The 23,990-nt window shown below is 71.3% G+C and carries 19 protein-coding genes; 6 read left to right on the top strand and 13 right to left on the bottom strand.

Annotated features, from left to right (window positions below):
• Positions 1-678: 678 nt before the first annotated feature.
• Positions 679-2,148: a sulfatase family protein gene (locus tag AC2D9U_RS18280; RefSeq protein ID WP_484751637.1), complete on the bottom strand. Its 1,470-nt coding sequence runs from the start codon at positions 2,146-2,148 to the stop codon at positions 679-681.
• On the bottom strand, positions 2,145-3,125 hold the full coding sequence (locus tag AC2D9U_RS18275; protein ID WP_484751636.1) for a Bug family tripartite tricarboxylate transporter substrate binding protein: 981 nt from the start codon (positions 3,123-3,125) through the stop codon (positions 2,145-2,147). Before AC2D9U_RS18275 ends, AC2D9U_RS18280 begins: the two co-directional genes overlap by 4 nt.
• Before the next feature lie 88 nt (positions 3,126-3,213).
• Here AC2D9U_RS18275 and AC2D9U_RS18270 point away from each other — a divergent pair, with 88 nt between their 5' ends.
• The 3 genes from AC2D9U_RS18270 to AC2D9U_RS18260 all read left to right on the top strand — a co-directional run bounded on the left by AC2D9U_RS18270 (position 3,214) and on the right by AC2D9U_RS18260 (position 7,479).
• Positions 3,214-4,167 (top strand): SUMF1/EgtB/PvdO family nonheme iron enzyme, encoded by a 954-nt coding sequence (locus AC2D9U_RS18270; RefSeq protein WP_484751635.1) that lies wholly within the window; start codon positions 3,214-3,216, stop codon positions 4,165-4,167.
• Positions 4,168-4,240: 73 nt separating this feature from the next.
• Complete coding sequence (locus AC2D9U_RS18265) at positions 4,241-6,487, top strand: arylsulfatase (protein ID WP_484751634.1); 2,247 nt, start codon at positions 4,241-4,243, stop codon at positions 6,485-6,487.
• Between the two features lie 20 nt (positions 6,488-6,507).
• The gene (locus AC2D9U_RS18260; protein WP_484751633.1) at positions 6,508-7,479 is read left to right on the top strand and encodes a Bug family tripartite tricarboxylate transporter substrate binding protein; all 972 of its coding nucleotides are present in this window, start codon (positions 6,508-6,510) and stop codon (positions 7,477-7,479) included.
• Positions 7,480-7,712: 233 nt separating this feature from the next.
• Here the strand turns inward: AC2D9U_RS18260 and AC2D9U_RS18255 are convergent, their stop codons facing one another.
• Together AC2D9U_RS18255 and AC2D9U_RS18250 are read right to left on the bottom strand one after the other, a co-directional pair.
• A complete protein-coding gene (locus AC2D9U_RS18255; RefSeq protein WP_484751632.1) occupies positions 7,713-8,729 on the bottom strand; it encodes a questin oxidase family protein in 1,017 nt (338 codons plus the stop codon).
• Between the two features lie 22 nt (positions 8,730-8,751).
• Entirely contained in the window at positions 8,752-8,931 is a 180-nt protein-coding gene (locus AC2D9U_RS18250) for a hypothetical protein (protein ID WP_484751631.1), read from the bottom strand.
• Between the two features lie 477 nt (positions 8,932-9,408).
• Here AC2D9U_RS18250 and AC2D9U_RS18245 point away from each other — a divergent pair, with 477 nt between their 5' ends.
• Positions 9,409-10,671 carry a calcium-binding protein gene (locus AC2D9U_RS18245; protein WP_484751630.1) on the top strand — a complete coding sequence of 421 codons (1,263 nt, stop codon included), beginning with the start codon at positions 9,409-9,411 and terminating at the stop codon, positions 10,669-10,671.
• A 4-nt stretch (positions 10,672-10,675) separates the two neighbouring features.
• Here AC2D9U_RS18245 and AC2D9U_RS18240 read toward each other — a convergent pair whose 3' ends face one another.
• The 8 genes from AC2D9U_RS18240 to AC2D9U_RS18205 form a co-directional block, all read right to left on the bottom strand.
• Positions 10,676-11,464: a hypothetical protein gene (locus AC2D9U_RS18240; protein ID WP_484751629.1), complete on the bottom strand. Its 789-nt coding sequence runs from the start codon at positions 11,462-11,464 to the stop codon at positions 10,676-10,678.
• A 4-nt stretch (positions 11,465-11,468) separates the two neighbouring features.
• Complete coding sequence (gpmI, locus tag AC2D9U_RS18235) at positions 11,469-13,001, bottom strand: 2,3-bisphosphoglycerate-independent phosphoglycerate mutase (protein ID WP_484751628.1); 1,533 nt, start codon at positions 12,999-13,001, stop codon at positions 11,469-11,471.
• A gap of 55 nt (positions 13,002-13,056) precedes the next feature.
• Complete coding sequence (locus tag AC2D9U_RS18230; RefSeq protein WP_484751627.1) at positions 13,057-13,911, bottom strand: ion transporter; 855 nt, start codon at positions 13,909-13,911, stop codon at positions 13,057-13,059.
• A 94-nt stretch (positions 13,912-14,005) separates the two neighbouring features.
• Positions 14,006-14,677 (bottom strand): NnrU family protein, encoded by a 672-nt coding sequence (locus AC2D9U_RS18225; RefSeq protein WP_484751626.1) that lies wholly within the window; start codon positions 14,675-14,677, stop codon positions 14,006-14,008.
• A gap of 66 nt (positions 14,678-14,743) precedes the next feature.
• Positions 14,744-17,755, bottom strand: a complete 3,012-nt coding sequence (locus AC2D9U_RS18220; RefSeq protein ID WP_484751625.1) for an ATP-binding protein — start codon at positions 17,753-17,755, stop codon at positions 14,744-14,746.
• Positions 17,756-17,827: 72 nt separating this feature from the next.
• Positions 17,828-18,748, bottom strand: coding sequence for a 50S ribosomal protein L11 methyltransferase (locus AC2D9U_RS18215; RefSeq protein ID WP_484751624.1), 921 nt, complete (start codon positions 18,746-18,748; stop codon positions 17,828-17,830).
• Positions 18,748-20,961, bottom strand: a complete 2,214-nt coding sequence (locus AC2D9U_RS18210; RefSeq protein WP_484751623.1) for an ATP-dependent helicase — start codon at positions 20,959-20,961, stop codon at positions 18,748-18,750. Before AC2D9U_RS18210 ends, AC2D9U_RS18215 begins: the two co-directional genes overlap by 1 nt.
• Complete coding sequence (locus AC2D9U_RS18205) at positions 20,958-21,416, bottom strand: pentapeptide repeat-containing protein (RefSeq protein ID WP_484751622.1); 459 nt, start codon at positions 21,414-21,416, stop codon at positions 20,958-20,960. The genes AC2D9U_RS18210 and AC2D9U_RS18205 overlap by 4 nt, the downstream gene beginning before the upstream one ends.
• 101 nt (positions 21,417-21,517) lie before the next feature.
• Here AC2D9U_RS18205 and AC2D9U_RS18200 point away from each other — a divergent pair, with 101 nt between their 5' ends.
• Positions 21,518-22,456: a hypothetical protein gene (locus AC2D9U_RS18200; protein ID WP_484751621.1), complete on the top strand. Its 939-nt coding sequence runs from the start codon at positions 21,518-21,520 to the stop codon at positions 22,454-22,456.
• A gap of 48 nt (positions 22,457-22,504) precedes the next feature.
• Positions 22,505-22,921 (top strand): hypothetical protein, encoded by a 417-nt coding sequence (locus AC2D9U_RS18195; RefSeq protein WP_484751620.1) that lies wholly within the window; start codon positions 22,505-22,507, stop codon positions 22,919-22,921.
• Positions 22,922-22,927: 6 nt separating this feature from the next.
• Here the strand turns inward: AC2D9U_RS18195 and metF are convergent, their stop codons facing one another.
• Entirely contained in the window at positions 22,928-23,860 is a 933-nt protein-coding gene (gene metF, locus AC2D9U_RS18190) for a methylenetetrahydrofolate reductase [NAD(P)H] (protein WP_484751619.1), read from the bottom strand.
• Positions 23,861-23,990: the final 130 nt, after the last annotated feature.

Genomic DNA, 23,990 nt, shown 5'->3' with positions numbered 1-23,990 from the left:
TCCGCTGTCCGCCTTCCCAGCCCGAAAAATCCCTCGCCGGCTGCATCCCGGCCCCAACTGTCCACAGGCCCTAGAGCAATATGCGTTCTCATGAACGCAGCTCGTGCTCTAGAAGTTATTGAATCTAGAGCAATATGCGTTCAGCGTCGCGGCAGCGCCGCGACCCATCTGAACGCATATTGCTATAGGGTAAGTCTCGCGATCCGGATCACACTGGTTCCAGAATGACAGGGGCCTGCTTCACCCTGGAATTCCCAGGCGAATTTCCGGGGCAGCAGAGTGGAACGATTTCCGGTCAGGTGGAATCATCCGATCGGAATCCCTTCCGTGGGATCGACAAGGCATAGGGCATGAAGTCCGCCCGGCAGGCCGGATGGCGCTGCGTTCAAGGCGGAGTGCCGGCGCTGCGTGTTGTCGTCACGCAGCCCCTTCGCGGATGCCTGTCTCGATGAAGCGCTCGGCCTTGCCGAAGGTCGTGCTTCGACTCGCTGCGTTCTGTCCCCGTGGCCCGCACCGATGCGGATGCGGTGCCTCGCGACGCCACTGTCATCCTCCACCTGCTGCCGCGGCGTCCTTGCGCGCCCGTGCGGGCTCCGACCCCGCGCCATGGTGCAGGTCGCTGGCGGCGACTTCACCACCATCACCGCTTCGCCAGGTTGATCCGAACGCGGCGCGCTCTCAGTAGAGCGCGCCGCGCGGCGGACCGGCGCTGATGGTGCCCGCCAGCGCGTCGAGGTGCAGCTTGAGCCGTTCGGCGCGCAGGGTCGGGTCGTGCCAGAGATTTTCGAACTCACCGGGATCGGCGGCGTGATCGAAGATCTCGCCGACGGGATGGCCATGATAGACGACCGATTTGTATCGTCCGTCGAAGACCATCGAGCCGTGGCTGTGGTCCGGGTGGCCGCCGATGCTGTCCTTGAACTCGCTCACCACGCGGCGCTTGTGGGTGTGCGGGTCGGCGCGGCCTTCCAGGATCGGCAGCAGGGAGCGGCCCTGCATCTGCCAGGGCGTCTCGAGCCCCGCGGCGTCGAGCAGCGTCGGCGCGATGTCCACCAGCTCGACCAACGCCTCGCTGGCGAGATCCTCCCGGAAGCGGCCCGGACAGGACCAGACCATCGGCACGCGAACCAGCCCGTCGAAGAAGCGGCAGCCCTTCAGCACGAGGCCGTGGTCGCCCAGCATCTCGCCATGGTCGGAGTGATAGAGCACGATCGTGTTCTCGAGTTGCCCCGTGGCACGCAGCGCATCCAGGATGCGCCCGACCTGCGCATCGAGATGCTCGATCATGGCATAGTAGTTCGCCTTGACCTGCAGCGCGTCGTAGTCGTCCGGCACATGGGAGGCGACCTTGTCGTGATCGCGCGCCGCGGGCGGCGGGGCAGGGGCGCCGGTGCGCCGCACGGTCGGATCCACCGGCTGTTTCTGCTGCTGGTCTATGGCTGCGAAATCGCGCCAGCGCTCTGCATCCGACGGGCGCCACAGCGGCAGGGGCAGCGTGGCCGGATCGAGCCGCGCCAGCGCCTCCGGCGGCGCGTCGAAGGGCGCATGCGGATCGAAGAAATTGAGCGAGAGGCACCAGGGGCCATCGCGGCGGTCGGTCACGAAGCGGACCGCCATCTCGCCGCACCAGGTGGATTGATGGAACTCCGCCGGCACGCCCGGGCCGCAGAAGGCGCCCTTGTCGCGATAGAGTGCTTGCGGGTCCACGCGCTTCTCGTGCCGAAGCCAATGCTCATAGGCATCACCGCGGGCGGCGTCGGGCGTGGGGTGATGGTTCCAGTGGAAGACGCGGTATCCGTCATCGGGCCGCTTCTCGTGGAACTTCGCCGCCGAGAGGTGCAGCTTGCCGATCAGCCCGCAATCATAGCCCGCATCGGCAAGCAGCCTCGTCACCAGCACCTCGCCGGGCGGGAAGAAGGCGTTGCCGTTGCGGTAGACATGGTGGCTCGCCGGGTACTTCCCCGTCAGCATCGAGGCGCGTGAGGGCGTGCAGATCGGCGATTGCGTGTAGGCCCGCCCGAAGGCCGTGCCGGTGCGGCAGAGCGCATCGACCGCCGGCGTGCGGATATGCGGGTTGCCGAGCGCACCAACCGTGTCCCAGCGCTGCTGGTCCGTGCAGATCCACAGGATATTGGGGCGTGCGCTCATTCGATGCGCACCTGCGCGGCACGCACGGCTTCCGACCAGCGCGCGCGTTCCGCCTGGAGCAGTGCGGCGAAGGCTTCCGGCGTGCCGCCGGCAGCCTGCACGCCCAGATCCGTGAGGCGGGCGCGCACCTCAGGCAGCGCGAGGGCGGCGTTGAACGCAGCGTTGAGTCGCAGCACGTGCTCCGCGGGCATCGTCGCGGGTGCCATCACGCCGAACCACCCCGCGACGTCGTAGTCGCGCACCCCGGACTCGGCGAGCGTCGGCAGGTCGCCGATGCGCTGCGGACCCGCAACGGCCACCGGCACCACCCGCCCGCCCTGCACCTGGCCCGAGACGTCGAGCGGGCTTGCCAGCATCAGGTCGATCCGCCCGGCCGCGAGGTCCGCGGCCGCCGGGCCGCCGCCGCGATAGGGCACATGCAGCGCATCCAGCCCGGTGCGCAGCTTCAGCAGTTCGAAGGCGACATGCGGCAGGCTGCCATTGCCCGGCGTGCCATAGGTGAGTTGGCCCGGATTGGCACGCGCCCAGGCGGCTATGGCCTCGAAGCGCGTGGGGAAGCCGGTGCGGGCGTAGAGCAGGATCGGGCTCGTCACCAGCAGCGCGACCGGCTGCAGGTCCCGCACGGGGTCGTAGGGCAGGTTGGGATAGGCGAATTGCGTGATCACGAAGGGCGGTGGCGTCAGCAGGATGGTATGGCCATCTGTCGCGCGCGCGACCTCCGCGGTGCCGAGCGTGCTGGCGGCGCCGGCGCGGTTGTCCACCGCGACGGGGCGGCCGAGCCGGGTCGAGACGTGCTGCGCCGTCACCCGCGCTGTCGCGTCGGAGGCGCCGCCGGGCGCGAAGGGCACGACGAAGCGGATCGGGCGGTCCGGCCAGGTGCCCTGCGCCCGTGCTGTGACGGGAAGGGCAAGCGCCGCGCCGCCCGCCATGGTGCCGCGCAAGAGCGCGCGGCGCCCCGCTCCCTTGGTGCCGTGCATGGTTTCCTCCTGTCGCCCCGTTCGGTGCGGGCGGTTGCTCCATGCTGGGCAGCGTGCCAGACCAATGTCAACGAGAGGGGGTCGCCGGATGTCCCACACACTGCCAGATGCCGCCGCCGCGCGGTCCTGCTGTGCGCCGGCCGTCAGGCGGGAAGATGAAGCGGCTGATGCGCCCGGCCGCGCGCAGGCCCAGGGGCGCGACACGGCGCTGATCCTCGACATTCCCGGCGGCAGCGCGACGATCGGCACGCACGCGCCCGTTTTCCGCGCGGATGGCGAAGGGCCCGCGCGGCGCCTGGCGCTGCGCCCCTTCCGCATCGACGCCCATGCCGTGACGAACCGCCGCTTCGCCGCCTTCGTCGCCGCGACCGGTCATCGCACGGAGGCCGAGCGCTTCGGCTGGTCCTATGTTTTCCACGCCTTTCTTCCCCCCGGGATGCCTGCCCCCGCGCCGGAGGGCACGCCCTGGTGGGGGCAGGTGCACGGCGCATTCTGGGCTGCGCCTGAAGGCCCTGGCTCCTCGGTGGCGGACCGCCTGGACCATCCGGCCGTCCATATCGCCTGGACCGACGCGGCCGCCTTCGCCGCCTGGGCCGGCGGCCGCCTGCCGAGCGAGGCCGAATGGGAACATGCGGCGAAAGGGGGCGACGACAACGCGCGCTTTCCCTGGGGCTCGCGCGAGCCGGATGACGCCAGCGCGATCTGCAACATCTGGCAGGGCGAATTCCCCCGCCACAATACGCGCGCCGATGGCTGGCTCGGCACCGCGCCGGTCGATGCCTATGCCCCGAACGGCTTCGGCCTGTTCAACGCCTGCGGCAATGTCTGGGAGTGGTGCGCGGACCCCTTCCGCGTGCGATCGCTCGCCGCCGCGGCGAAGCAGCGCAACCAGGCCGCGGCGGCGGAGCGCGAACGCGTGATGAAGGGCGGTTCCTATCTCTGCCACCGCAGCTATTGCTATCGCTACCGCATCGCGGCGCGCAGCGGGCGCAGCGCGGATACCTCCGCCGGGCATCTCGGTTTTCGCGTCGCCTACGACTGAATGGCGACGCCGAGCGGACTCCACAGGCGCCTACGCCATGTTAGGCTTCCCCCAACAAGGGGGGAGGACGGGCATGGACACGCCACGCAGCGGTCCGGCGGGCTTCGCGGGCGTCATCGGGCGCGCCCGCGCGGACTCCCGGCCGGATTGGGGCCAACGCCCGCGCCGGCGCAGCGGCGCACCCAATATCGTCGTCATCCTCATGGACGACATGGGCTGGTCCGATCTCGGCTGCTTCGGCGGCGAGATCGAGACGCCCAACATCGACCGCCTCGCGGCCGGCGGGTTGCGCCTTGCCCACTATACGACGCATCCGATCTGCTCGCCGGCCCGTGCCGCGCTGCTGACCGGCATCAACGCCCATGCCGCGGGCACCGGCTGGCTGTCCAACAATGATCCCGGCTATCCGGGCTATCGCGGAGAGATCCCGGCCGACTGCGCCACCCTGCCCGAGACGCTCCGCGCCGCCGGCTATGCGACCTACATGGTCGGCAAGTGGCACAACACGCCGACGCCGGATTGCACGCCGGGCGGCGACAAGCGCTCCTGGCCGGTGCAGCGCGGCTTCGACCACTTCCACGGCTTCATGGAGGGCGAGGCGCATTTCTTCTTCCCGGCCAACCTCATGGCCGACAACCAGGTCCTGCGCACCGACACCTTCCCCCCGGACTACTACACGACGGATGACTGGACCGACACCGGCATCCGCTACGTGAAGGACCTGCGCGCCTCTTCCCCCGACAAGCCCTTCTTCCTCTACATCGCCAACAACGCGCCGCACGCGCCGCTGCAGGCGAAGCCCGCGGATCTCGCGAAGTATCGCGGCCGCTACGACGCCGGCTGGAACGTGCTGCGCGCCGCCCGCCACCGGCGGCAGATCGAGATGGGCCTCATCCCGCCGGACACGATCCTGCCGCCATCGGATCCGCGTGCGCCGCGCTGGGAGGACACCGACCCGGCGGATCGCGAGATGCTGGCGCGGCACATGGAATGCTACGCCGCGATGATCGACTGCATCGACCAGAATGTCGGCAAGCTGACCGACTTCCTCGCGCGGATCGGTGAACTCGACAACACGATCATCCTGATCACCTCCGACAATGGCGGCACCGATGCGGGTGGGCCTGCGGGGATGTTCAACAACAACCGCCGCTACATGGGCCTCGCGCCGCCGCCGCGCGAGGTCGAGCGCGCGACGGCGCATGACCTCGGCTCGCCGCGCAGCGCGTCGCTTTATCCGACCGGCTGGGGTGAGGTGTCGAACACGCCCTTTCCCTCGTTCAAGACCTATACCGGCGCGGGCGGCCGGCGCGTCGCCTGCGTCGTGTCCTGGCCGGCACGCATCAGGGATGCCGGGGCGGTACGGCGGCAATTCGTGCATGTGACGGATGTCATGCCCACCCTGCTCGAACTCGCGGGGGCGGCGGCCTTGCCGCAGGTGAACGGGCGCGCGGCACGGCCCCCGCACGGCCGCAGCTTCGCCGCGCTCCTGGCGCAGCCGGATGCACCCGCGCCGCGCACCGAGCAGTACTACGAATGCTGGTCGAACCGCGCCTACTACCGGGAAGGGTGGCTCGCCCGCTCCATCCAGAAGCGCGGCGAGGAGATCGATTGGGACAACTGGACCCTGCACGACCTGACGCGTGACTTCTCCGAGAGCACCGATCTGCGGGCGCGATACCCCGAGAAGCTGGCGGAACTCGTTTCCGCCTTCGACGAGGCGGCCTGGGCGAACCAGGTCTATCCGCTCGACAACCGTGACAGGCTGCACAAATTCGCGGACATGGCGCCCTGGGCGCTGGAGGATGCCGACCGGCCGCGCATCTTCCTGCCAGGCGCGGAGACGGTGCATCGCTGGGACCTGTTCCCGCTGATCGCCGAGCGCAACTTCCGCATCGCGGTGCGCTTCGACCATCGCCCGGCTGACCAGGGTGTGCTCTGGGCCATCGGTGATCCGACCGGCGGCATGGTGATGTGGGTCGAGGACGGCCTGCTGCGCTTCCACTACAACGGCTTCGGCGACCGCACCGACCTGCCCGCCGTGCCGCTGCCGCCGGGCGCGCACACGGTCACCCTCGACATCGAGGCGCTCGGCGGCCGCGAAGGACGTGGCCGGCTGCTGCTCGGCGCGGATGAGGCGGTGCCCTGGACGCGGCTGACGCCGACCATGGTGATCTATGGCGTCTTCGAGGGCCTGGATGTCGGCCTGGACCGCCGCGGACCGGTGCTGTGGTCGCTCTACGAGCAGCACGGCGCCTTCCCCTATGGCGGCGAGATTCGTGACGTGACCATCACGCCCGGCGCACGGGCGCCGCAATGAGCAACAGGGAGGTTCGAGACATGCGACGCTTCACGCTGGCGCTTCTGGGGGGCCTTCTGGTGGGGGCGCCGGCCCTGGCCCAGGCTCAGCCCGAGACCTGGCCGACACGCTCGGTACGGGTGGTTGTTCCCACGGCGGCGGGCGGCGCGCTCGACCAGGTGGCGCGCCAGCTCGGCCAGCGCCTTGGCGAGCGCTTCGGCCAGTCCTTCGTGATCGAGAACCGCGGCGGCGCCGCCGGCGTGATCGGCATGGATGCCGTCGCGAAGGCCGCGCCGGATGGCTACACCGTGCTCTTCGCCGCCGCGCCGATCGCGCTGAACACCGCGCTCGGGCTTAACCTGCCCTATGACGTGCAGCGGGACTTCGCGCCGGTCTCGCTGGTGGCGTCGATCCCCTCGCTGGTTGCGGTCCATCCCTCCCGCCCCGAGCGCACGCTGCAGGAGGTGATCGCGGCGGGCCGTTCCGCGGGTGGATTCAGCATGGCCGTGCCGAATGTCGGCTCCGTCACGCATCTCACGGCGGAAGTGCTGCGCGCGCGCAGCGGTGCGAACTTCACCGTCGTCGCCTATCGCGGCGCGGGCCAGGCGATCCAGGATGCGCTCTCCGGCCAGGTGAACGGCTTCTACGATGCGCTGGTGCCGACAGGCGCGCAGGTGCAGGCCGGCCGCCTGCGCGCCATCGCCATCGGGTCCAACCAGCGCTCGCCGATGCTGCCCGATGTGCCGACCGTGGTGGAGCAGGGCATGCCGGAGCTGATCGCCTCCGGCTTCTACGGGCTGCTCTTCCCCGCCCGCACGCCGCCCGCCATCGTTGCGCGCCTGCATGCCGCGGTCACCGAGGCGCTGGTGGAGGGCGGCGAACTGCGCCGCACGCTCGTCGCCCAGGGCTATGAGGTGCACGCCACGACGCCCGAGGACTACACCGCCTTCATCCGCAACGAGATCGCCCGCTGGACGCCGGTGGTGCGCGCCGCCGGCATCCGGGTCGAGTAGCCGGCGGCCCGGCGCAGGCGCCTGATGCAGGCCCTGCGCGCCGCGCGCCCGGCCGGGCCGGGCCCGGGGGGCATCAGGGCATGGGTCCGCTGATGCAACGGGCGGCAGGGCGAGGCCGAAGGGCACGCTGCGTTCTCATGAACGCAGCTCATGCTCCAGAAATCATTGAATCTAGAGCAAGAAATGCGTTCAGCGTCGCGGCAGCGCCGCGACCCATCTGAACGCATATTGCTCTAAAGCGGCATCAGCCCGACGCGGCGCGCCGCGATGACGCGATAGAGCGGGTCGCCCCAATGCTGCTCCTCGCAACGCGAGGTCCAGACGAGGGAGATGTCGTGCTCGTCATTGGAGGCGACGGCGGCTGCGGCGATCGCCTCCCAGGAGGGCACCGGCAGGGCGCGCTGGCGCGCGGCCTCCTCGGCGCCGAGCGGGAGGGGGAATTCCATCTTCGGATAGACCGAGGCGATGGCCTGCCAGAAATAGCGGATCGCGCGAACCTGGTCGGCCGGTTCGAGCACCGGCAGCAGCAGGCGCAGCCAATGCGTGCCGGTGACGGCGTGCAACGCGCAGAACTCCATCGTCGCCGCCATGACATGCAGCGAATCGCGCGCCATGCGGCCCAGCGTCTCGGGCCCGATATCGAGCCAGTCATGCACCGGCGCGAAGTCGGGCATCGCCGCGGTCTCGCGCATCGCGTGCCAGAGCAGCCCGTCGTCGAAGGTCATCGCGCGCAGCGCGGGCGTGGCGGCGATGCGCAGCAGCACCTCGGCCGGCTCGGCGGTGATCGGCGCGCTGCCGATGCCATCACCGAGCGGCAGGAAGGTGGCGCACCAATAGCCCAGCGCCTCCGCCACCTCGGCCGCGTCGTCGCTGTCCACCGCATAGGCGAGGCGCATCAGCGCATGCAGCGCGCTGGCCGCGATGCCGGGCAGCAGGTCGGGCAGGTAGAGGCGGATGAGCGCCCTGGCCTCGCCGATCCGCGCGAGCTCGGCACGGAAGAAGGCGCGATAGGCGCCCTCCATGGCGCGCTGGCCGAGATGCGCGCGCCAGGTCTCGCGCGTGATCCTGCCGGGGGAGGCTGACAGCGTGCGCAGCGGATTGGTGAGGAGATAGGCATCAAGGAAGCGCCGCAGATCGGCCTCGCTGCCCCCGAGCCGGCGCTGCGCGAGCATCGCCATGGCGGCGTGGTTGGAGAGATCCTCGCCGAATTCGGCGCTGTAGCCGCGAGCCTCGCTGAGCGCGTCCTGCATCCGCATCGCTCCTTCGTTCGCTTCATGCTAGGGCATTGGGTGTGCCGATGGAATCATCGGGACGCAACGCGTTCCAGGTCGCGCGGACGAACCTGATCCAGAGACGGATCGGGCAGAGCACGACGAAGCCGAGGACACCGTTGGCGGTCTGCTCATGGCGGGTCGCCTCGCCGCCGCCACCGGGCAAGGCTTCCAGCGTCACGTCCCACGGGCCAGACGCGGTCCAGCGCCGGAACCGCCGCAACAGCGAGTGCCGGGTGCCGCGTTCGGCGCGTGGTTCATGCCAAGACGCGCCGATGCGCGCGACTCAGGAGATCGCGTGCCGCGCTGCCGGCGGACGCGGGCAGGGTCTGCCGCCAGGCGGGCTGGCCAACACCACGAAGGGCTCGAAGAAGACCCACTCCTCCGCGGTCAGCAGCCCGCGGATCCACGCCGATCTCCATTCCAGGAAGCAACCTGGGGCGCTGTCCGTCCTGTCGCACGGAATCCTGCCTGCCCGGATCATGCCTGCGCCCGGCTTTCCCGCGCGGCCTGGAACATGTCGTTTCGACTCCACGAGATAAGCGCAGGCTGATCCAGTGCCCGCCTGTGGCGTTGCGGCGGCCACCCCGCCCCCCCTTGGCGCGCTTGCCATCGGGGGGCGGCGGGGCGCAGTGTGCCGTCAGGAGAACGAAACGCCATGGCCACGCTGGACCTGACCATCGCCGGGTTTGAGGTCTTCGACGCCCCCGCCCCCGGCACGGGGCTGCGCGCGCGGCTGACGATGACCCTCGTCAGTTCCGACCCGATGGAGCGCCTCGCCGTTTCCTGGGGCTATATCGGCGGCCACACGACCTTCACCTACTTCACCGCGCCCGACTACCCGACCACGGCCGGGCCCTTCACGCATGAATTCCTGCCCCATGTGGGGGGCAACTTCACCCCGGCGGTCGAGGCCTATGCGGTGGACCTGATGTCCACCTGGTTCGACGTGGTGGAGATGACCATCTGGATGAACGCCTTGGCGCCCTTCCGCTTCGTCGGACAGGCGGTGGACAACGCCTTCGCCGGCACCGCCTTCGGCGATCGCGCCAGCGGCAATGACGGCGAAGACTACCTCCTCGGCCTGGGCGGCGCCGACACGCTGTTCGGCGGCGCCCATCGCGATACGCTGCTGGGTGGGGCAGGGGGCGACCTGCTTCTTGGCGGGGAGGGTGCCGACAGCCTGCTGGGCGAGGCGGATGCCGATGATCTGCGCGGCCAGGCGGGTGCGGACACGCTGCTCGGCGGCGCCGGCGATGACGTGCTGCGCGGCGGCGAGGATGCGGACCTGCTGCTGGGCGGCACCGGCGCCGATACGCTGCTCGGCAATGATGCCCATGATCGGCTCGAGGGTGGCAGCGGCGCCGACGTGCTGGGTGGTGGCGAGGGCAATGACTCGCTCTACGGGGCTGAGCTTGGCCTGGACTCGGATGGGGTGCTCGGGGCCGACCTGCTGCGTGGCGAGAATGGCGACGACCTGCTCGATGGCGCGGGCGGCGCCGATACGCTGCTCGGTGGTGCGGGCGACGATGTGATGCACGGAAAGCAGGGCACCGATCGGCTGAATGGCGGCACGGGCACCGATTGGTTCGAGGGGGGCGAGGGCGCAGACCTGCTCATCAGCCAGGCCGACGGGGTGGCGGACCACTTCGCCTTCTTCCTCGAGACCGGCGATGCCATCGACCGCATCCTCGGCTTCGAGGTGGGGATCGACCGCATCGTGCTGGCGGTGACCCCCGCGGCGGTGCTGCAGACTGGCGCCGTGGCCACCGGCGCGGGGCCGGTGATCCTCTACGATGCCAGTTCCGGCCATGCCCTGATGTACGACGCCGATGGCGGCGGCAGCGGCGCGGCCCTGGCCTTCGCGCGCCTCGCCGGCGGCCCTGCCATCAGCCTCGCCGATTTCTGGCTGATCGGCTGAAGCGCTACAGGGCCAACCCCGGCAGCGCGGCGGCGGCGCGGCGCAGGGCTGCTTCCTGCGCGCGCACCAACCGTGCGGTGTCGGTCTGGGAGAGCTTGTTCACGCGCGCGACCAGCACCGCATGGCCCTCCTCCATGCGCTTCAGCGCCTCCAGATAGGTTGCGGTCAGGCTCGCGCGCCGCGCCAGCTCGGCCTCCCGCGCCGCGCGCGTCTCGGCCAGCAGGGCGCGCGCCACGGGGTCGCGCAGCGAGGCGCCCAGCGAATCGAAGCGCGCGGCCAGGGCGGCACGCTCAGCCGCCGCATCGCCCTCCAGCGCGCGCACGAGGCGCTCCATGGCTGCGAGGGTGCCGCGGAAGGCCGCCTGGGATTCATCCACCGCATAGGCCAGCTGCGGCGCGCGGTAGCGGGCGAAGGCGGCGCGCGCCATGTGGTCGCCCAGCGCGCGCACCGCGGCTGCACCTTCGGGGTCGGCGGGCTCGATGCGCGCGGCCGTGCCGCCCATCGGGTTGCCGCGCTGGGTCAGCAGCCCGTCATCGGCCATGAAGGCCAGCAGCGCGAGCCAGGTGCGCGCGGCCTCCTGGGTGGCGACCAGTGCCTCGACCCGCACTGCGCGCGCCGGATCTGGCGCCGGGGTGGCGCCCAGGCCGGTCAGCCGCGCGGGCTGGGCCGCGGCGGCGGCCGGCAGGGCCGGGTATTCCGCGATCGTCGCTGCGGTGCGCGACCAGTCCCGCACGGCGGAGTAGTCGGGCGCGCAGGCCGCGAGGGGCAGCAACAGCAACAGGACGCGGCGCATGGCTCTAGTTCCCCCGCAACAGCGATTGGCCGGTCATCGCAACGGGCTGCTTCAGGCCGAGCAGCGCGAGCAGCGTGGGCGCGAGATCCGCAAGCCGCCCCTCCGCCAGGCGCGCCCCGTCTGGTCCGCCCATCAGGAAGACAGGCACGACATTGGTGGTGTGCGCCGTGTGCGGTCCGCCCGTCACGGGGTCGCGCATCATCTCGGCATTGCCATGGTCGGCGGTGACCAGCAGGCAGCCGCCCGCGGCGCGGATCGCCGCCGCGATGCGCCCCAGCCCCGCATCCACCGCCTCGCAGGCCTTGATGGCGGCGGGAAGGGAGCCGGTATGGCCGACCATGTCGGCATTGGCGAAGTTCAGCACGATCAGATCATGCCGCCCGGCCGCGATCGCCGCCACCGCCTTCTCGGCCAGTTCGGGCGCCGACATCTCGGGCTGCAGGTCATAGGTCGCGACCTTGGGGGAGGGGACCATGATGCGGTCCTCGCCCGGGAAGGGCGTCTCCTCGCCCCCGTTCAGGAAGTAGGTGACGTGCGGATACTTCTCGGTCTCCGCCATCCGCAGCTGGGTCAGCCCCGCGGCGCTGACGGCCGCGCCCAGGATGTCGTCCATCGATTGCGGGGCGAAGAGCGCCGGCAGGAAGGGGTTGAGCGCGGCGCTGTACTCGGTGAGCGAGGCCGCGCCCGCGAAACGGATGGTGGGATCGGCCGCGAAGCCCTGGAAGCCAGGATCGAGCAGCGCGGTCATGATCTGGCGTGCGCGGTCGGCGCGGAAGTTGAAACAGAGCAGCCCGTCGCCGTGCCGCATGCCGGCATAGGTGCCGATTGCGGCGGCGGCGATGAACTCATCCGTCTGCCCCGCCGCATGGCCCGCTGCCACGGCCTCGTCCGCGGAGGCATAGCGCGCGCCGGTGGCGGCGACCATCACGTCATAGGCGCGCTGCACGCGTTCCCACCGGTTGTCGCGGTCCATGGCGTAGTAGCGGCCGCAGACGGTGGCAATTCGCGCGCCCTCGGGTAATTCGGTCTCGAAACGACGGAGGAATTCGCGCGCCGCGACGGGGGCGGTGTCGCGCCCATCGGTCCAGGCATGCACCCAGACCGCCACACCCGCGGCGCGCGCCGCGCGCGCCAGCGCCACGGCGTGGTCCTGGTGGCTGTGCACGCCGCCCGGGGAGAGCAGCCCGGCGAGGTGCAGCGCGCCGCCGCTCGCGCGCAGCTTCTCCAGCAGCGCGGTCAGCACCGGCAGGCGGGCGAGGCTGCCATCGGCGCAGGCGGCGTCGATGCGCACCAGGTCCTGCATCACCACGCGCCCGGCGCCGATGTTGAGGTGCCCGACCTCGGAATTGCCCATCTGCCCCTCGGGCAGGCCGACATCATGGCCGGAGGTGCGCAGGAAGGCGCGCGGGCAGGCTTCCCACAGCGCGGTGAAGTGGGGCGTGCGCGCCTGGCGCACGGCGTTGTCGGCCACTTCCTCACGCCAGCCCCAGCCATCGAGGATGGCGAGCATCACGGGGCGGCGGGCGGGGTGGGGCATGGCGGGCAAATCCGGTGCGGCGTGGATCGGTGCTAGCGCCGCGCGGCCCCGATGGTCAACGCTGGGCGCGGAGTTCCGCGATTTCCTGGCGGAGCGCACGCAGCTCCGCCATCAGCGCCTGGCTGTCCAGATGCGCCTCGCTGCGCGCCGCATCCGTCGCCACCTGGGCGGCGGCGGCATCGGCGCTGGTGCGGGCCTCGCGCAGGGTCTGGATGCTCTCGACGATGACGCCGATGAACAGGTTCAGCACGACGAAGGTCGCGATGACCGAGAAGGGGATGAAGAACAGCCAGGCCAGCGGCTGGTGGCCCATCGCCTCGCGCACGATGTTGCCGAAATCATCCATCGCCATCAGCTGGAACAGCGTGAACAGCGCCGTGCCCAGATCGCCGAACTGCTCGGGCATCTGCTCGCCGAACAGCTTCACCGACATGACCGAGAAGACGTAGAAGATCAGCAGCATCAGCAGCACGATGCTGCCCATGCCCGGCAGCGCGGCCAGCATCGCCTCCACCACGTTGCGCAGGCTGGGCACGACGCTGATCAGACGCAGCACGCGCAGCACGCGCAGCGCGCGCAGCACGCTCAGCGGGCCGGAGGCCGGGATCCAGGCGATGCCGACCACGAGCAGGTCGAAGATGCCCCAGGGGTCGCGGAAGAAGCGGCCGCGGAAGGCGTAGATGCGCAAGCCCAGCTCGGCGGTGAAGATCCACAGCAGCGCGCGGTCCACCCCGTGCAGCAGCCCGCCCCATGATTCCATGATGGAATCCGAGGTCTCGAGCCCGAGCGTCACGGCGTTGAGCAGGATCAGCGCCGTGACGCTGTACTGGAAATGCTGCGACAGGATCACCCGCGCCAGGCGCGCGCGCGGGCTTTCATCCTGGTCGGCGGCGGTAAGGACTTCCTGCATCGCGGTCGATTCCCGTGGTCACGTGGCCGCGAGGTTTGGCGTGGCGGTGCGGCCGGGCGCAAGGGGCTTTGCGCCCCGTCCGATGGCCCGGGTCCTAAAACAGCAGCGCGGGCATGCCGAAGACGCTGCGGTGGAAATGCAGCAGCGCCGCCCAGAGCACGAAGCCCACCACCGGGGGCATCCAGCCGATCTCGCGCAGCACCAGCGTGTTGCGCCCGGCCAGGATCGCACCGAAGGGCAGGATGGAGGTGCGCGCGGCGAAGCCGGGCCAGAGCGCGGGATGGCGGGCGGCCAGCTTGGCGTCGATCGAGGGCATGCCCGCCACCGCCGTCACCAGGAAGGCGCCGAAGAAGACCAGCGCCGCCGTGTCGCCATTGCCGATGACATGGATCAGCGCCCAGCCGGCGAAGGAACAGAGCATCGGATGGCGCGTGACGCGCTGGATGCCGCGCGGCTCCTCGCCCAGGCCCTTGGCCCCCACCGCGGTCGGGTTGCGCTTGTGGCTGGCCATGAACAGCACGAAGACCGGCAGCATGGCGAAGGCCAGGATCCAGCGCAGCCAGCCCGGCGCGGTCCAGAGATAGGTCGTCTCGGCATTGCGCCAGGCCAGCACCAGCAGGGTGATCGCGACCACCGAGAGGATCGAGAAGACCAGCGTGAAGCGCCCTTCGCCCAGCGCCGCGACCAGGCGCCCGCGCAGCGCGGTGCCCGAGATGCCGACATGCACGCCCACCCAGAGCAGGGCGGCGAGGAAAAGCAGGATCATGCTGTGGCCCCCATTGTTGCGGTGCACCCTGCCCCTGGAAGCCAGCCCCGCGCAACCGTGCCGATGCTACTCCGCCGCCTGGCGGGGGGCGGCGTCCTGCAGCGCCTCGGCCAGCTGCGCCAGGGAATAGGGCTTGCCCAGGCGGCCGAAGGCGCCTTCCTCCGGCCCCGGCGGCTGGCCGGAGGCGATGACCACCGGCAGCCCCGGCCGGCGTGCGGCGATGCGCTCGGCAAGGCTCGCCCCGGTCATCCCCGGCATGGCGTAGTCCGTCACCACCGCCACGAGGTCGCTGCGCAGTTCCACCTCGGCCAGCGCCGCGAGGCCCGAGCTGGCGGTGATGGGCAGGTAGCCCAGCGCCTCGAGCATCGCGGCGGTGCTCTCCAGCACCAGGGGTTCGTCATCCACCACCAGCACCGCGCCGCTGCCGCCGCTGGGCTCTGCCTCGGCACTGGCGCGGGGCTGGGCGGGCGGGCGGTCCGAGACGGGGAGCCAGAGCACCGCCAGCGTGCCCGCTCCCGGCGCGGAATCGAGCGTCAGCGCGCCGCCCGATTGATGCGCCAGCCCATGCACCATGGACAGGCCGAGCCCCGTGCCCTGGCCCGGCCCCTTGGTGGTGAAGAAGGGTTCGATCGCACGGGCCAGCGTGGCCGGATCCATGCCCTGGCCCGTATCGGCGACCTTGATGCGCAGATAACGCCCGGGGGCGAGGTTGCCCGGTGGCTGGATCGCGGGGTGCTGGGCGTTCGCTGTCTGCCCCCGCGCGCCGACCTCCACCGCATCGAGCCGGATCGTCAGCCGCCCGCCCTCGGGCATCGCGTCGCGTGCATTCACCGCGAGGTTCATCAGCGCCAGTTCCAGCGCATGCGCATCCACCAGCGCCGGCGGCAGGCCCGGCGTTGCCTCCACCGAGACCGCGGCGAGCGGCCCGGCGGAGCGGCGCAGCAGGTCCGACATGCCCGCCAGCAGGGACTCCAGATCGACCGAGGCGGGGCGCAGATCCTGCCGCCGCGCGAAGGCCAGAAGCCGCTGGGTCAGCTGCGCGCCGCGTTCCGCCCCCAGTACCGCGGCATCCAGGTGGCGCGTCACCTCGGCCGCCGCGCCGGGGCCGAGCCGGCGCCGCGCGAGGGCGAGGTTGCCCAGCACGGCCATCAGCAGATTGTTGAAGTCATGGGCCACGCCGCCGGTGAGCTGGCCGAGCGTGTCCATCTTCTGCGCTTCCAGCAGCTGCGCCTGTGCCGCCTTCAGCGCCGAGACGTCGCGCCCTTCCGCCACCAGCAGGGAGACGATGCCATCCTCGTCGCGCAGCGGCTTCACCGAGACGTCGATCGCCCGCACCTGGCCCCCGGCGCCGCGCAGCAGCAGTTCGCGCCGCACGAAGCGCCCCTCGGCGGCCTGCGCCACGGCGGCGCGCAGCGCCTCCGTCGCCGAGCCATCGGGCGGCCAGCAGGGGGCGTCCCAATAGGGCTGGCCGAGCACCGGGCTCACCCCCGGGCCTGGTTCGGCTGTCGGCGCCGGTTCGCGCAGCGCGGCATTGGCCTCCAGCACCGTCCCGTCCGGGGAGAGCAGGGCGATGATCTGGAAGGTGGCGTCGAAGATGCCGCGGAAGCGCGCCTCGCCCTCGCGCAGCCGCGCATTGGCCTCAGCCAGCGCGCCCGTGCGCTCGGCGACGCGGCGCTCGAGCATGGCATTGGCCTCGACCAGCGCGGCCGCCTGCTCGCGCTGGGTGGTGATGTCGAGCGCGGTGCCCAGAAGCCGGCGCGGCTGGCCCACGCCATCGCGGCGCAGCTCGGCGCGCAGCGCGATCCAGCGCGGCCGGCCGGGCGCGACGCGGCCCAGCCCGGCAAGGCGGAATTCGACCTCCAGGGGGGCGTCGCCGCGCACCGCCGCGGCCAGGGCGGCGGCCAAAGCGGGGCGGTCCTCGGGCAGCACGCCGCGCATCACCAGCGCGGCCGACATGCGCCGCGCCCGGCCCAGCCCCCATTCGGCGAAGACTTCCCCGAACAGGGCGAGCTGGCCATCGCGCAGATCCCAATCCCACAGCCCGACGCCGCCGGCCTGCTCGGCCAGGCGCAGCCGCGCCTCGCTCTCGCGCACCGAGCCGAGCAGTTCCTCCTGCCCGGCCTGGGCGAGCAGCAGGGCGCGGCGGCGTTCCTCCGCGGCCCGGCGTGCCGCCTCGGCGCGGCGGGCGGAAGCGAGCGCGGCGGCGCCCACAACGCCGGCCAGCGCGGTGGAGAGGCCGAAGAGGATGCCATTGCGGAACAGCCGCTCGCGATAGGGGGCGAGCACATGGGCGCGCGACAGCCCCGCCACCGCCGTCACCGGCATGCCCGGCGCGCCATGCCAGGCGACGAGGCGGACGACGCCATCCGCGCCCTGCTCCAGCTGGCGTCCGCCGGGGCGCGGGCGCGCCATTTCGGCAGTGGCGCTGCCCTCGGGCGGCCAGCGCAGCACGAGCGCGCCATCGTCGCGCAGCAGCGCGAGCCGCGCATCCGGGCCGAGCCGCAGATCCGTGGCCGCGCCCGCGAAGAATTCGGCGTGCAGCGTCGCCTCGGCGACGCCGGCCAGGGCGTTCTCCTCGCGCAGCGCGCGGCTCCAGGTGAAGCCGCGCAACTCGCCCGGCCGTTCGAAGCCCAGGGCGGAAATATGCGCCGTGGCGCCTGCCTGCAGCGCCATCATCGCCTCGCTCGGCGGATCTTCGTCGAGCAGGCGCCGCGGCAGGCTGCTGGCCAGTACGCGCCCGGTGGCGTCCAGCAGTTCCAGCGCGTTGATCTCCGGCGCCTCGGCCGCGAGCCGGGCGAGGATCGCGGGGGCGCGGGGATCATGGAAGCCGAAGGCCTCGACCATGGCGGCGACGCGCGCGGTGCTGATCTCGGCCACGCGCAGCGCGCGCTCGGCATGGGCGGCGAGCAGCGCGGCGGTGTTTTCGGCCTCGGTCCAGCCCTTCTCGAGGGTGGTGGCGCGGTCGCTCCAGGTGGTGGCGCCGAACAGGCCCAGCGCGATCAGCGCGAAGCCGCCCAGGCTGGCGGCGAGCCAGCGCGGGCCGTTCCTCCTTGCCTGCGTCTCAGGCGGCTGCGCCATCCTGATCCCTCTGCCGCGCCGTATACACGCAAGGATAGCGCAGGGTCCGGCGGCCTGAAACCCGGCGGTTGTTCAGCGGCGGCGCAGCACCAGCGTGGCCCAATCGCCCTGCGGCAGGCGCCGTTCCAGCACCAGGCCCTGCCGGCGATGCGCGGCCAGCACCATGTTCGCCTGCCGCCCCAGCAGCCCGGCCAGGATCGCCGTGCCGCCCGGCGCCAGGCCCTGCGCCAGGTCGCGCGCCATGCGACAGAGCGGGCGGGCCAGGATGTTCGCGAAAACGAGGTCATAGGGCCGGCCGTGGCGCACCGCGCGCGCGCGCCAGCCATCCGCGAGGCGGGCGTGGATCCGCCCGCGCAGCCCGTTCACCGTCGCGTTGGTCGCCGCCACGCGCACGCTCCAGGGCTCGATGTCGGTGGCGAGCACGGGGTGCTTCAGCCGCTTCGCCGCCGCCATGGCGAGGATGCCCGACCCCGTGCCGAGATCGAGCAGCCGGCGCTTCGGCCGGCGGTCCTTCGCCGCGCGCGCGAAGGCGATCAGGCAGCCGCGCGTCGAGGCATGTTCGCCCGAGCCGAAGGCGATGCCGGCATCGAGGGTCAGCACGGTGCGCCCATGCACGCGCCGCGCCGGCAGGTGGGTGGGGCGGATCAGCACATCCTCGCCGATCGGGAACTCCCCGAAGGCCTGCACGGTGCGCGCGAGCCAGCCCTCGGCCTCGACCGGGGCGGCGTGCAGCACCGGCGGCGCGAGGCCGGTGACCAGCGCGGCCAGGGCGAGCGCGCCGGTGAAGCTGTCATCGTCGCTCCCTTGCGGGCGCACGCCCTCGATCCGCCAGGTATCGCTGGGCTCGTCGAGGAAGAGTGCGACGGAGGTGCAGGCGGTGAGAAAGGCGGCCTCGAAGCTCGGCACGGCCTCTTCCGGCAGGCCCTCGACCCAGAGGGTCTCCAGCGGGTCGGCGCGGCGCGCGCGCGGGCCGCTGTAGGTATCACGAGCCATCAGCGCGTCTTCTCCACGAAGCGGTCCAGCACGCGCTTCTCCCCGGCATGGTCGAAGCGGATGTCGAGCCGGTCATCGACCACGCCGATCACCGTGCCGTCGCCGAATTTCTGGTGGAAGACGCGATCGCCCTGGCGGATCGCGCCCTCCCGCGCCGGCCTTGCGGGCACTTCCCAGGCGGCGGCCTCGATCACGCGCGGGCGGCGCGCGAGCAACCCTTGCGTGCCCGAAAAGACGCTCGGCGTATCGGCCATGCGCTGGGCGCGGATGCTGGCCGCGCCTTCGCGCGTGATGGCCTCTTCCGGCAATTCGTCGAGGAAGCGCGAGGGCAGGGAGGAGGTCCAGTTGCCGTAGATCTGCCGGTTCGCGGCATGGCTGATCGTGGCCTGCCGGCGCGCGCGCGTGATGCCGACATAGGCGAGACGGCGTTCCTCCTCGAGCGATTTCTCGCCGCCTTCGTCCAGGCTGCGCTGCGAGGGGAAAAGGCCCTCCTCCCAGCCCGGCAGGAAGACCGTGTCGAATTCCAGGCCCTTGGCGCCATGCAGCGTCATGATCTGCACGCGCTCATGCTCGGCATTCTCGTCGGTCTCCATCACCAGCGCGACATGGTCGAGGAAGCCCGCGAGGTTGGGGTAGTCACCCATCGCGCGCAGCAATTCCTTGAGGTTGTCGAGCCGGCCGGGCGCCTCGGGGCTGCGGTCCTGCTTCCACATCTCGGTGTAGCCGCTCTCATCGAGCAGGGTCGCGGCGGCGACGACGTGTCCATCCGTCTCGTTGACCTTTCGCCAGCTGGCGAAGCCGCGCATCAGCTCGCGCAGCGCGGCGCGGGGCTTGGGCTTGAGCGCCTCGCCCTCCGCCAGCTGCTCGGCGGCCAAGGCGAGGGGGATGCGCGCGGCGCGCGCGGCGGCATGGATCTGCGCCATCCCGCTCTCGCCCAGGCCGCGCTTCGGGGTGTTCACGATGCGCTCGAAGGCGAGGTCATCGGCGGGCTGGTGCAGCACGCGCAGATAGGCCATGGCGTCGCGGATTTCCGCGCGCTCGTAGAATTTCAGCCCGCCGACGATGCGATAGGGCAGGCCGAGCGTGGTGAGCCGTTCCTCGAAGCTGCGCGTCTGGAAGCCGGCGCGCACCAGGATCGCGATCTCGCTGAGCGGGTGGCCCTCGCGGCGCAGCGTCTCGATGCGGTCGCCGATCATGCGCGCCTCCTCCACGCTGTCCCAGAGCGAGACGACGCGCACGCGCTCACCGGAAGCATCGTTGCGGCCTGGCCGCAGCGTCTTGCCGAGCCGGCCGGTGTTGCGCGCGATGAGGCCCGCGGCGGCGGTCAGGATCGGCGCGGTGGACCGGTAGTTGGATTCGAGGCGCACGATGCGCGCGCCGGGGAAATCCTTCTCGAATCGCAATATGTTCTCGATCTCGGCGCCGCGCCAGGAATAGATCGACTGGTCGTCATCGCCGACGCAGCAGATGTTCCTGCGGGCCGGGTCCTCATGCTGGGCGAGCAGGCGCAGCCAGAGATACTGCACCAGATTCGTGTCCTGGTATTCGTCCACCAGGATGTAGCGGAAGCTGCGATGGTAGTCGGCCAGGATGTCGGCCCGCGTGCGCAGGATCTCCGTCATGTGCAGCAGCAGGTCGCCGAAATCGGCGGCGTTCAGCTCGATCAGCCGGGCCTGGTAAATGGCGTAGAGCTCGGTGGCGCGGCCATTGGCGAAATCGCTGTCCTCGGCCGGCGTCACGCGCGCCGGCGTGAGGCCGCGATCCTTCCAGCGCTGGATCACCGCCATCAGCCCCGGCGCCGGCCAGCGCTTGAGGTCGATGCGCGCGGCCTCCATCAGCTGCTTCAGCAGGCGGAGCTGGTCGTCGGTGTCGAGAATCGTGAAGTTGCTTTTCAGGCCGACAACTTCCGCATGCCGGCGCAGCATGCGCGCACACAGCGCGTGGAAGGTACCGAGCCAGAGCCCATCGGCGGGCCGGCCGATGATGGCGGAGACACGCTCCCGCATCTCCTTCGCCGCCTTGTTGGTGAAGGTGACGGCCAGCACCTCCCACGGCCTGGCGCGGCCGGTCATCAGCAGATGCGCGAAGCGCGTGGTCAGCACGCGCGTCTTGCCCGTGCCCGCGCCGGCGAGGACCAGCAGCGGGCCGTCCAGCGTCTCGACCGCTTCGCGCTGCTCCGGGTTGAGCTTCTCGATGTAGCCCGGGGTCGTCATTGGCAGGTGCCGATGCTGCCCGGGGCGCAGAGGCGCGTGCCATCGGTCCAGCGCACGCCATCGAGGATCGCGCCGTTGAAATCCGCCCCCGCGAGGTCGGCGCCGGTCAGGTCCGCGCCGGTCAGGTCGGCGCGGAACAGCCGCGCGCGGCGCAGATCGGCGCGGATGAAGCGGGCGTCGCGCAGGGTGGCGCGGGTGAAGTCGGTCTCGCGCAGATTGGCCTCGGTCAGGTCCGCGCCGGTGAGGTCGGCGGAGAGGAAGCGCGCATCGGTGGCGTCCGCGCCCGCCATCACCGCCTGGCCGAGCCGCGCGCGCTGGAAGGAGGCATCGCGCAGATGCGCGCGGGAGAGATCCACGCCCGTGAGGTCGCGCCCGTCGAGCAGGCAGCGCCGCCAATTCACCTCCGGCGCGGCGGGGGCGGTGCAGGCCGCGACGGCCGGCGTGGCGGCGAGCATCGCCGCGAGAACGAGGAGGGGGAGGTGACGATGGGGCACCCCGCCGATATAGAACACAGGTCGAACAACTCCAACCGCCGGCGCTCTTCCCCCTGGGTCCCTTGATCGCCTTCCTGGAATGGTCGGCCCGGCGCGGCGGGGCGCTGCTGGGCTTCGGCGTCTTCGCGGGCGTGCTGATCCCCCCGCTTGCCGCCGCGACGCGCGACGTGGTGACGCCCGTTGTCGCCTGCCTGATGACGCTTGTGCTGCTGCGCGTCGATTTCTCCCGAGTCGGTGATTTCCTGAAGCAGCCGCTGCTGGTCGGCGGCCTCCTGCTCTGGGTGCTCTTCGCCTGCCCGTTGATCGTCTTCGCGATCATCTGGGCCACGGGCCTCGACGGGCCGTTGGGCGCCGCCGTGGTCATCATGGCCACGGGCTGCGCCGCCACCTCCTCCCCTGCCTTCGCGCGCATGGTCGGCCTGGATGGCGAGATTTCGCTGGTGGTGGCGGTGCTCTCGACCCTGCTGGTGCCCTTCACCGCGCCGCCGCTGGCGCTGGGGCTGCTCGGCATCGACCTGGCCATTTCGCTGAGCGGGCTGATGGGGCGCCTCGCCCTGGTGGTGGGGCTGCCGCTGGTGATCTCGCTGGTGATCCGGCGCCTGGCCGGGCCGCGGCGGCTGGAGCGCTACGGGCGCAGCGTCGATGGCGCGATGGTGCTGCTGGTGGTGCTCTACGGCTTCGGCGTGATGGATGGGCTGCAGGCGAAGATCCTGGCCGAGCCCGCCTGGGTCGCGGCCGGGGTGGCGCTGGCCTTCGCCGGCAATTTCGGGCTGAACCTGCTGACCGCCATCGCCTTCCTGAAGGTGGCGGGGGCGCGGGTGGCGCTCTCGGCCGGGCTGCTCTCGGGCAATCGCAACATGGCGCTCTACCTCGCGGTGCTGCCGGCGGCGACCGACAGCCGCATCCTGCTGTTCTTCGCGCTCTGCCAGTTCCCGCTGTTCCTCTCGCCCTTCCTGTTGCGGCCGATTTACGCCTGGCTGCGTAAACGCGGCGTGACGTAGCGCCCCGGACGGGGCTAGCCTCGGGGCGACAAGGATCGAGGAAGATTCATGGCCTGGCCCAACCCCGCCCATCCCGGCGAACCCGCCGATTCCCGTCCCTGGCATTGGGTGGCGCGCGTCGAGGATGCCAGCCGCACGGCGCTGCCGATCGGCTGGAACGGGGCGATGCGGCAATGGATGGTCTGGGACGGCAGCGCCGTGGGGCCGGAGGAAGCCGCGCGCCGCTTCTCCTATCTCGGCCCCTGTCTGACGCCTGCCGAGATCGAGGCGAACCTGGCCGAGGCCAGGGCAGGGGCCTCCGCCGAGGAACCGCGCGGCCTGGCGGCGCTGGTCGCTTCCGCCACCCCGCCGCCGCCCCCGGCCATGGTCTTCCGCAAGGATGCGATCCGCAACCACCTGCTGATCTTCGCCGGCACCCTGGCCGGCACGCTGTTCCTCGCGGAGAAGATCATCGGGGTGAAGTAGCGGGCGTCACACCGCCTTCGGCCGCGCCCCCAGGATGTGCGCGATGGCATAGGTCAGGTCGGCGCGGTTGAGCGTGTAGAAGTGGAACTCATCCACGCCATTGGCCTGCAGCAGGCGCACCTGCTCGGCCGCGACGGTGGCGGCAACCAGCTTGCGCGTCTCGGGGTCCTCATCCAGCCCCTCGAACAGCCGGCCCATCCAGCTGGGCACCGAGGCGCCGCACATGGCGGAGAACTTCCGCACCTGGCCGAAATTCGACACGGGCAGGATGCCCGGGACGATCGGCACGGTGATGCCGGCGGCATGGCAGCGCTCAAGGAAGCGCAGATAGACGTCGGTGTCGAAGAAATACTGGGTGATGGCGCGCGTCGCCCCGGCATCGATCTTGCGCTTGAGGAAGTCGAGATCCGCCTCGGCGCTGAGCGCGGCCGGATGCGTCTCGGGATAGGCGCCGACCGAGATGTCGAAATCGCCGATCCGGCGCAGGCCGCGCACCAAATCCTCGGCCTGGGCGTAGCCGCCCGGATGGGGGGTGTACTGGCTGGCGCCGGCCGGCGGATCGCCCCGGAGCGCCACGATGTGGCGCACCCCGGCGGCGAGGTATTCGCGCGCCACCTCATCCACTTCCTCGCGCGTCGCGCCCACGCAGGTCAGGTGCGCGGCCGGGGTCAGGGAGGTCTCCTTCGCCAGGCGCGCCACCGTCTCATGCGTGCGGGTGCGCGTGGTGCCGCCCGCGCCATAGGTGACCGAGACGAAGCGCGGCCCCAGGGGCTCCAGCCGGCGGATCGAGGCCCAGAGGGTCTGTTCAAGCGCCTCGGTCTTGGGGGGGAAGAACTCGAAGGACATCTGCGGCGCCGGCATCTCGGTCGGCGCACGCAGGCCGGCGACGCGCGGGCCGGTCATCCAGCGGCTCAGCGTGCCGGGGTGGGCGATGTCCATGGTCAAGCTTCTCCACTGTGCCGCGCGGCCCATCCGCGGGCGGCGCGACCTTCTGCATCAATATGTGACCGTCGCGCTTCGGCGTTCCGCCCCGCGCACCCTTCGCATATAAGGAGGCTTCGGCGTCCCC

Source organism: Roseomonas sp. TF40 (assembly GCF_057219975.1).
The sequence above is the reverse complement of the archived record's forward strand: the minus strand, read 5'-3'. Positions and strand labels throughout refer to the sequence as shown.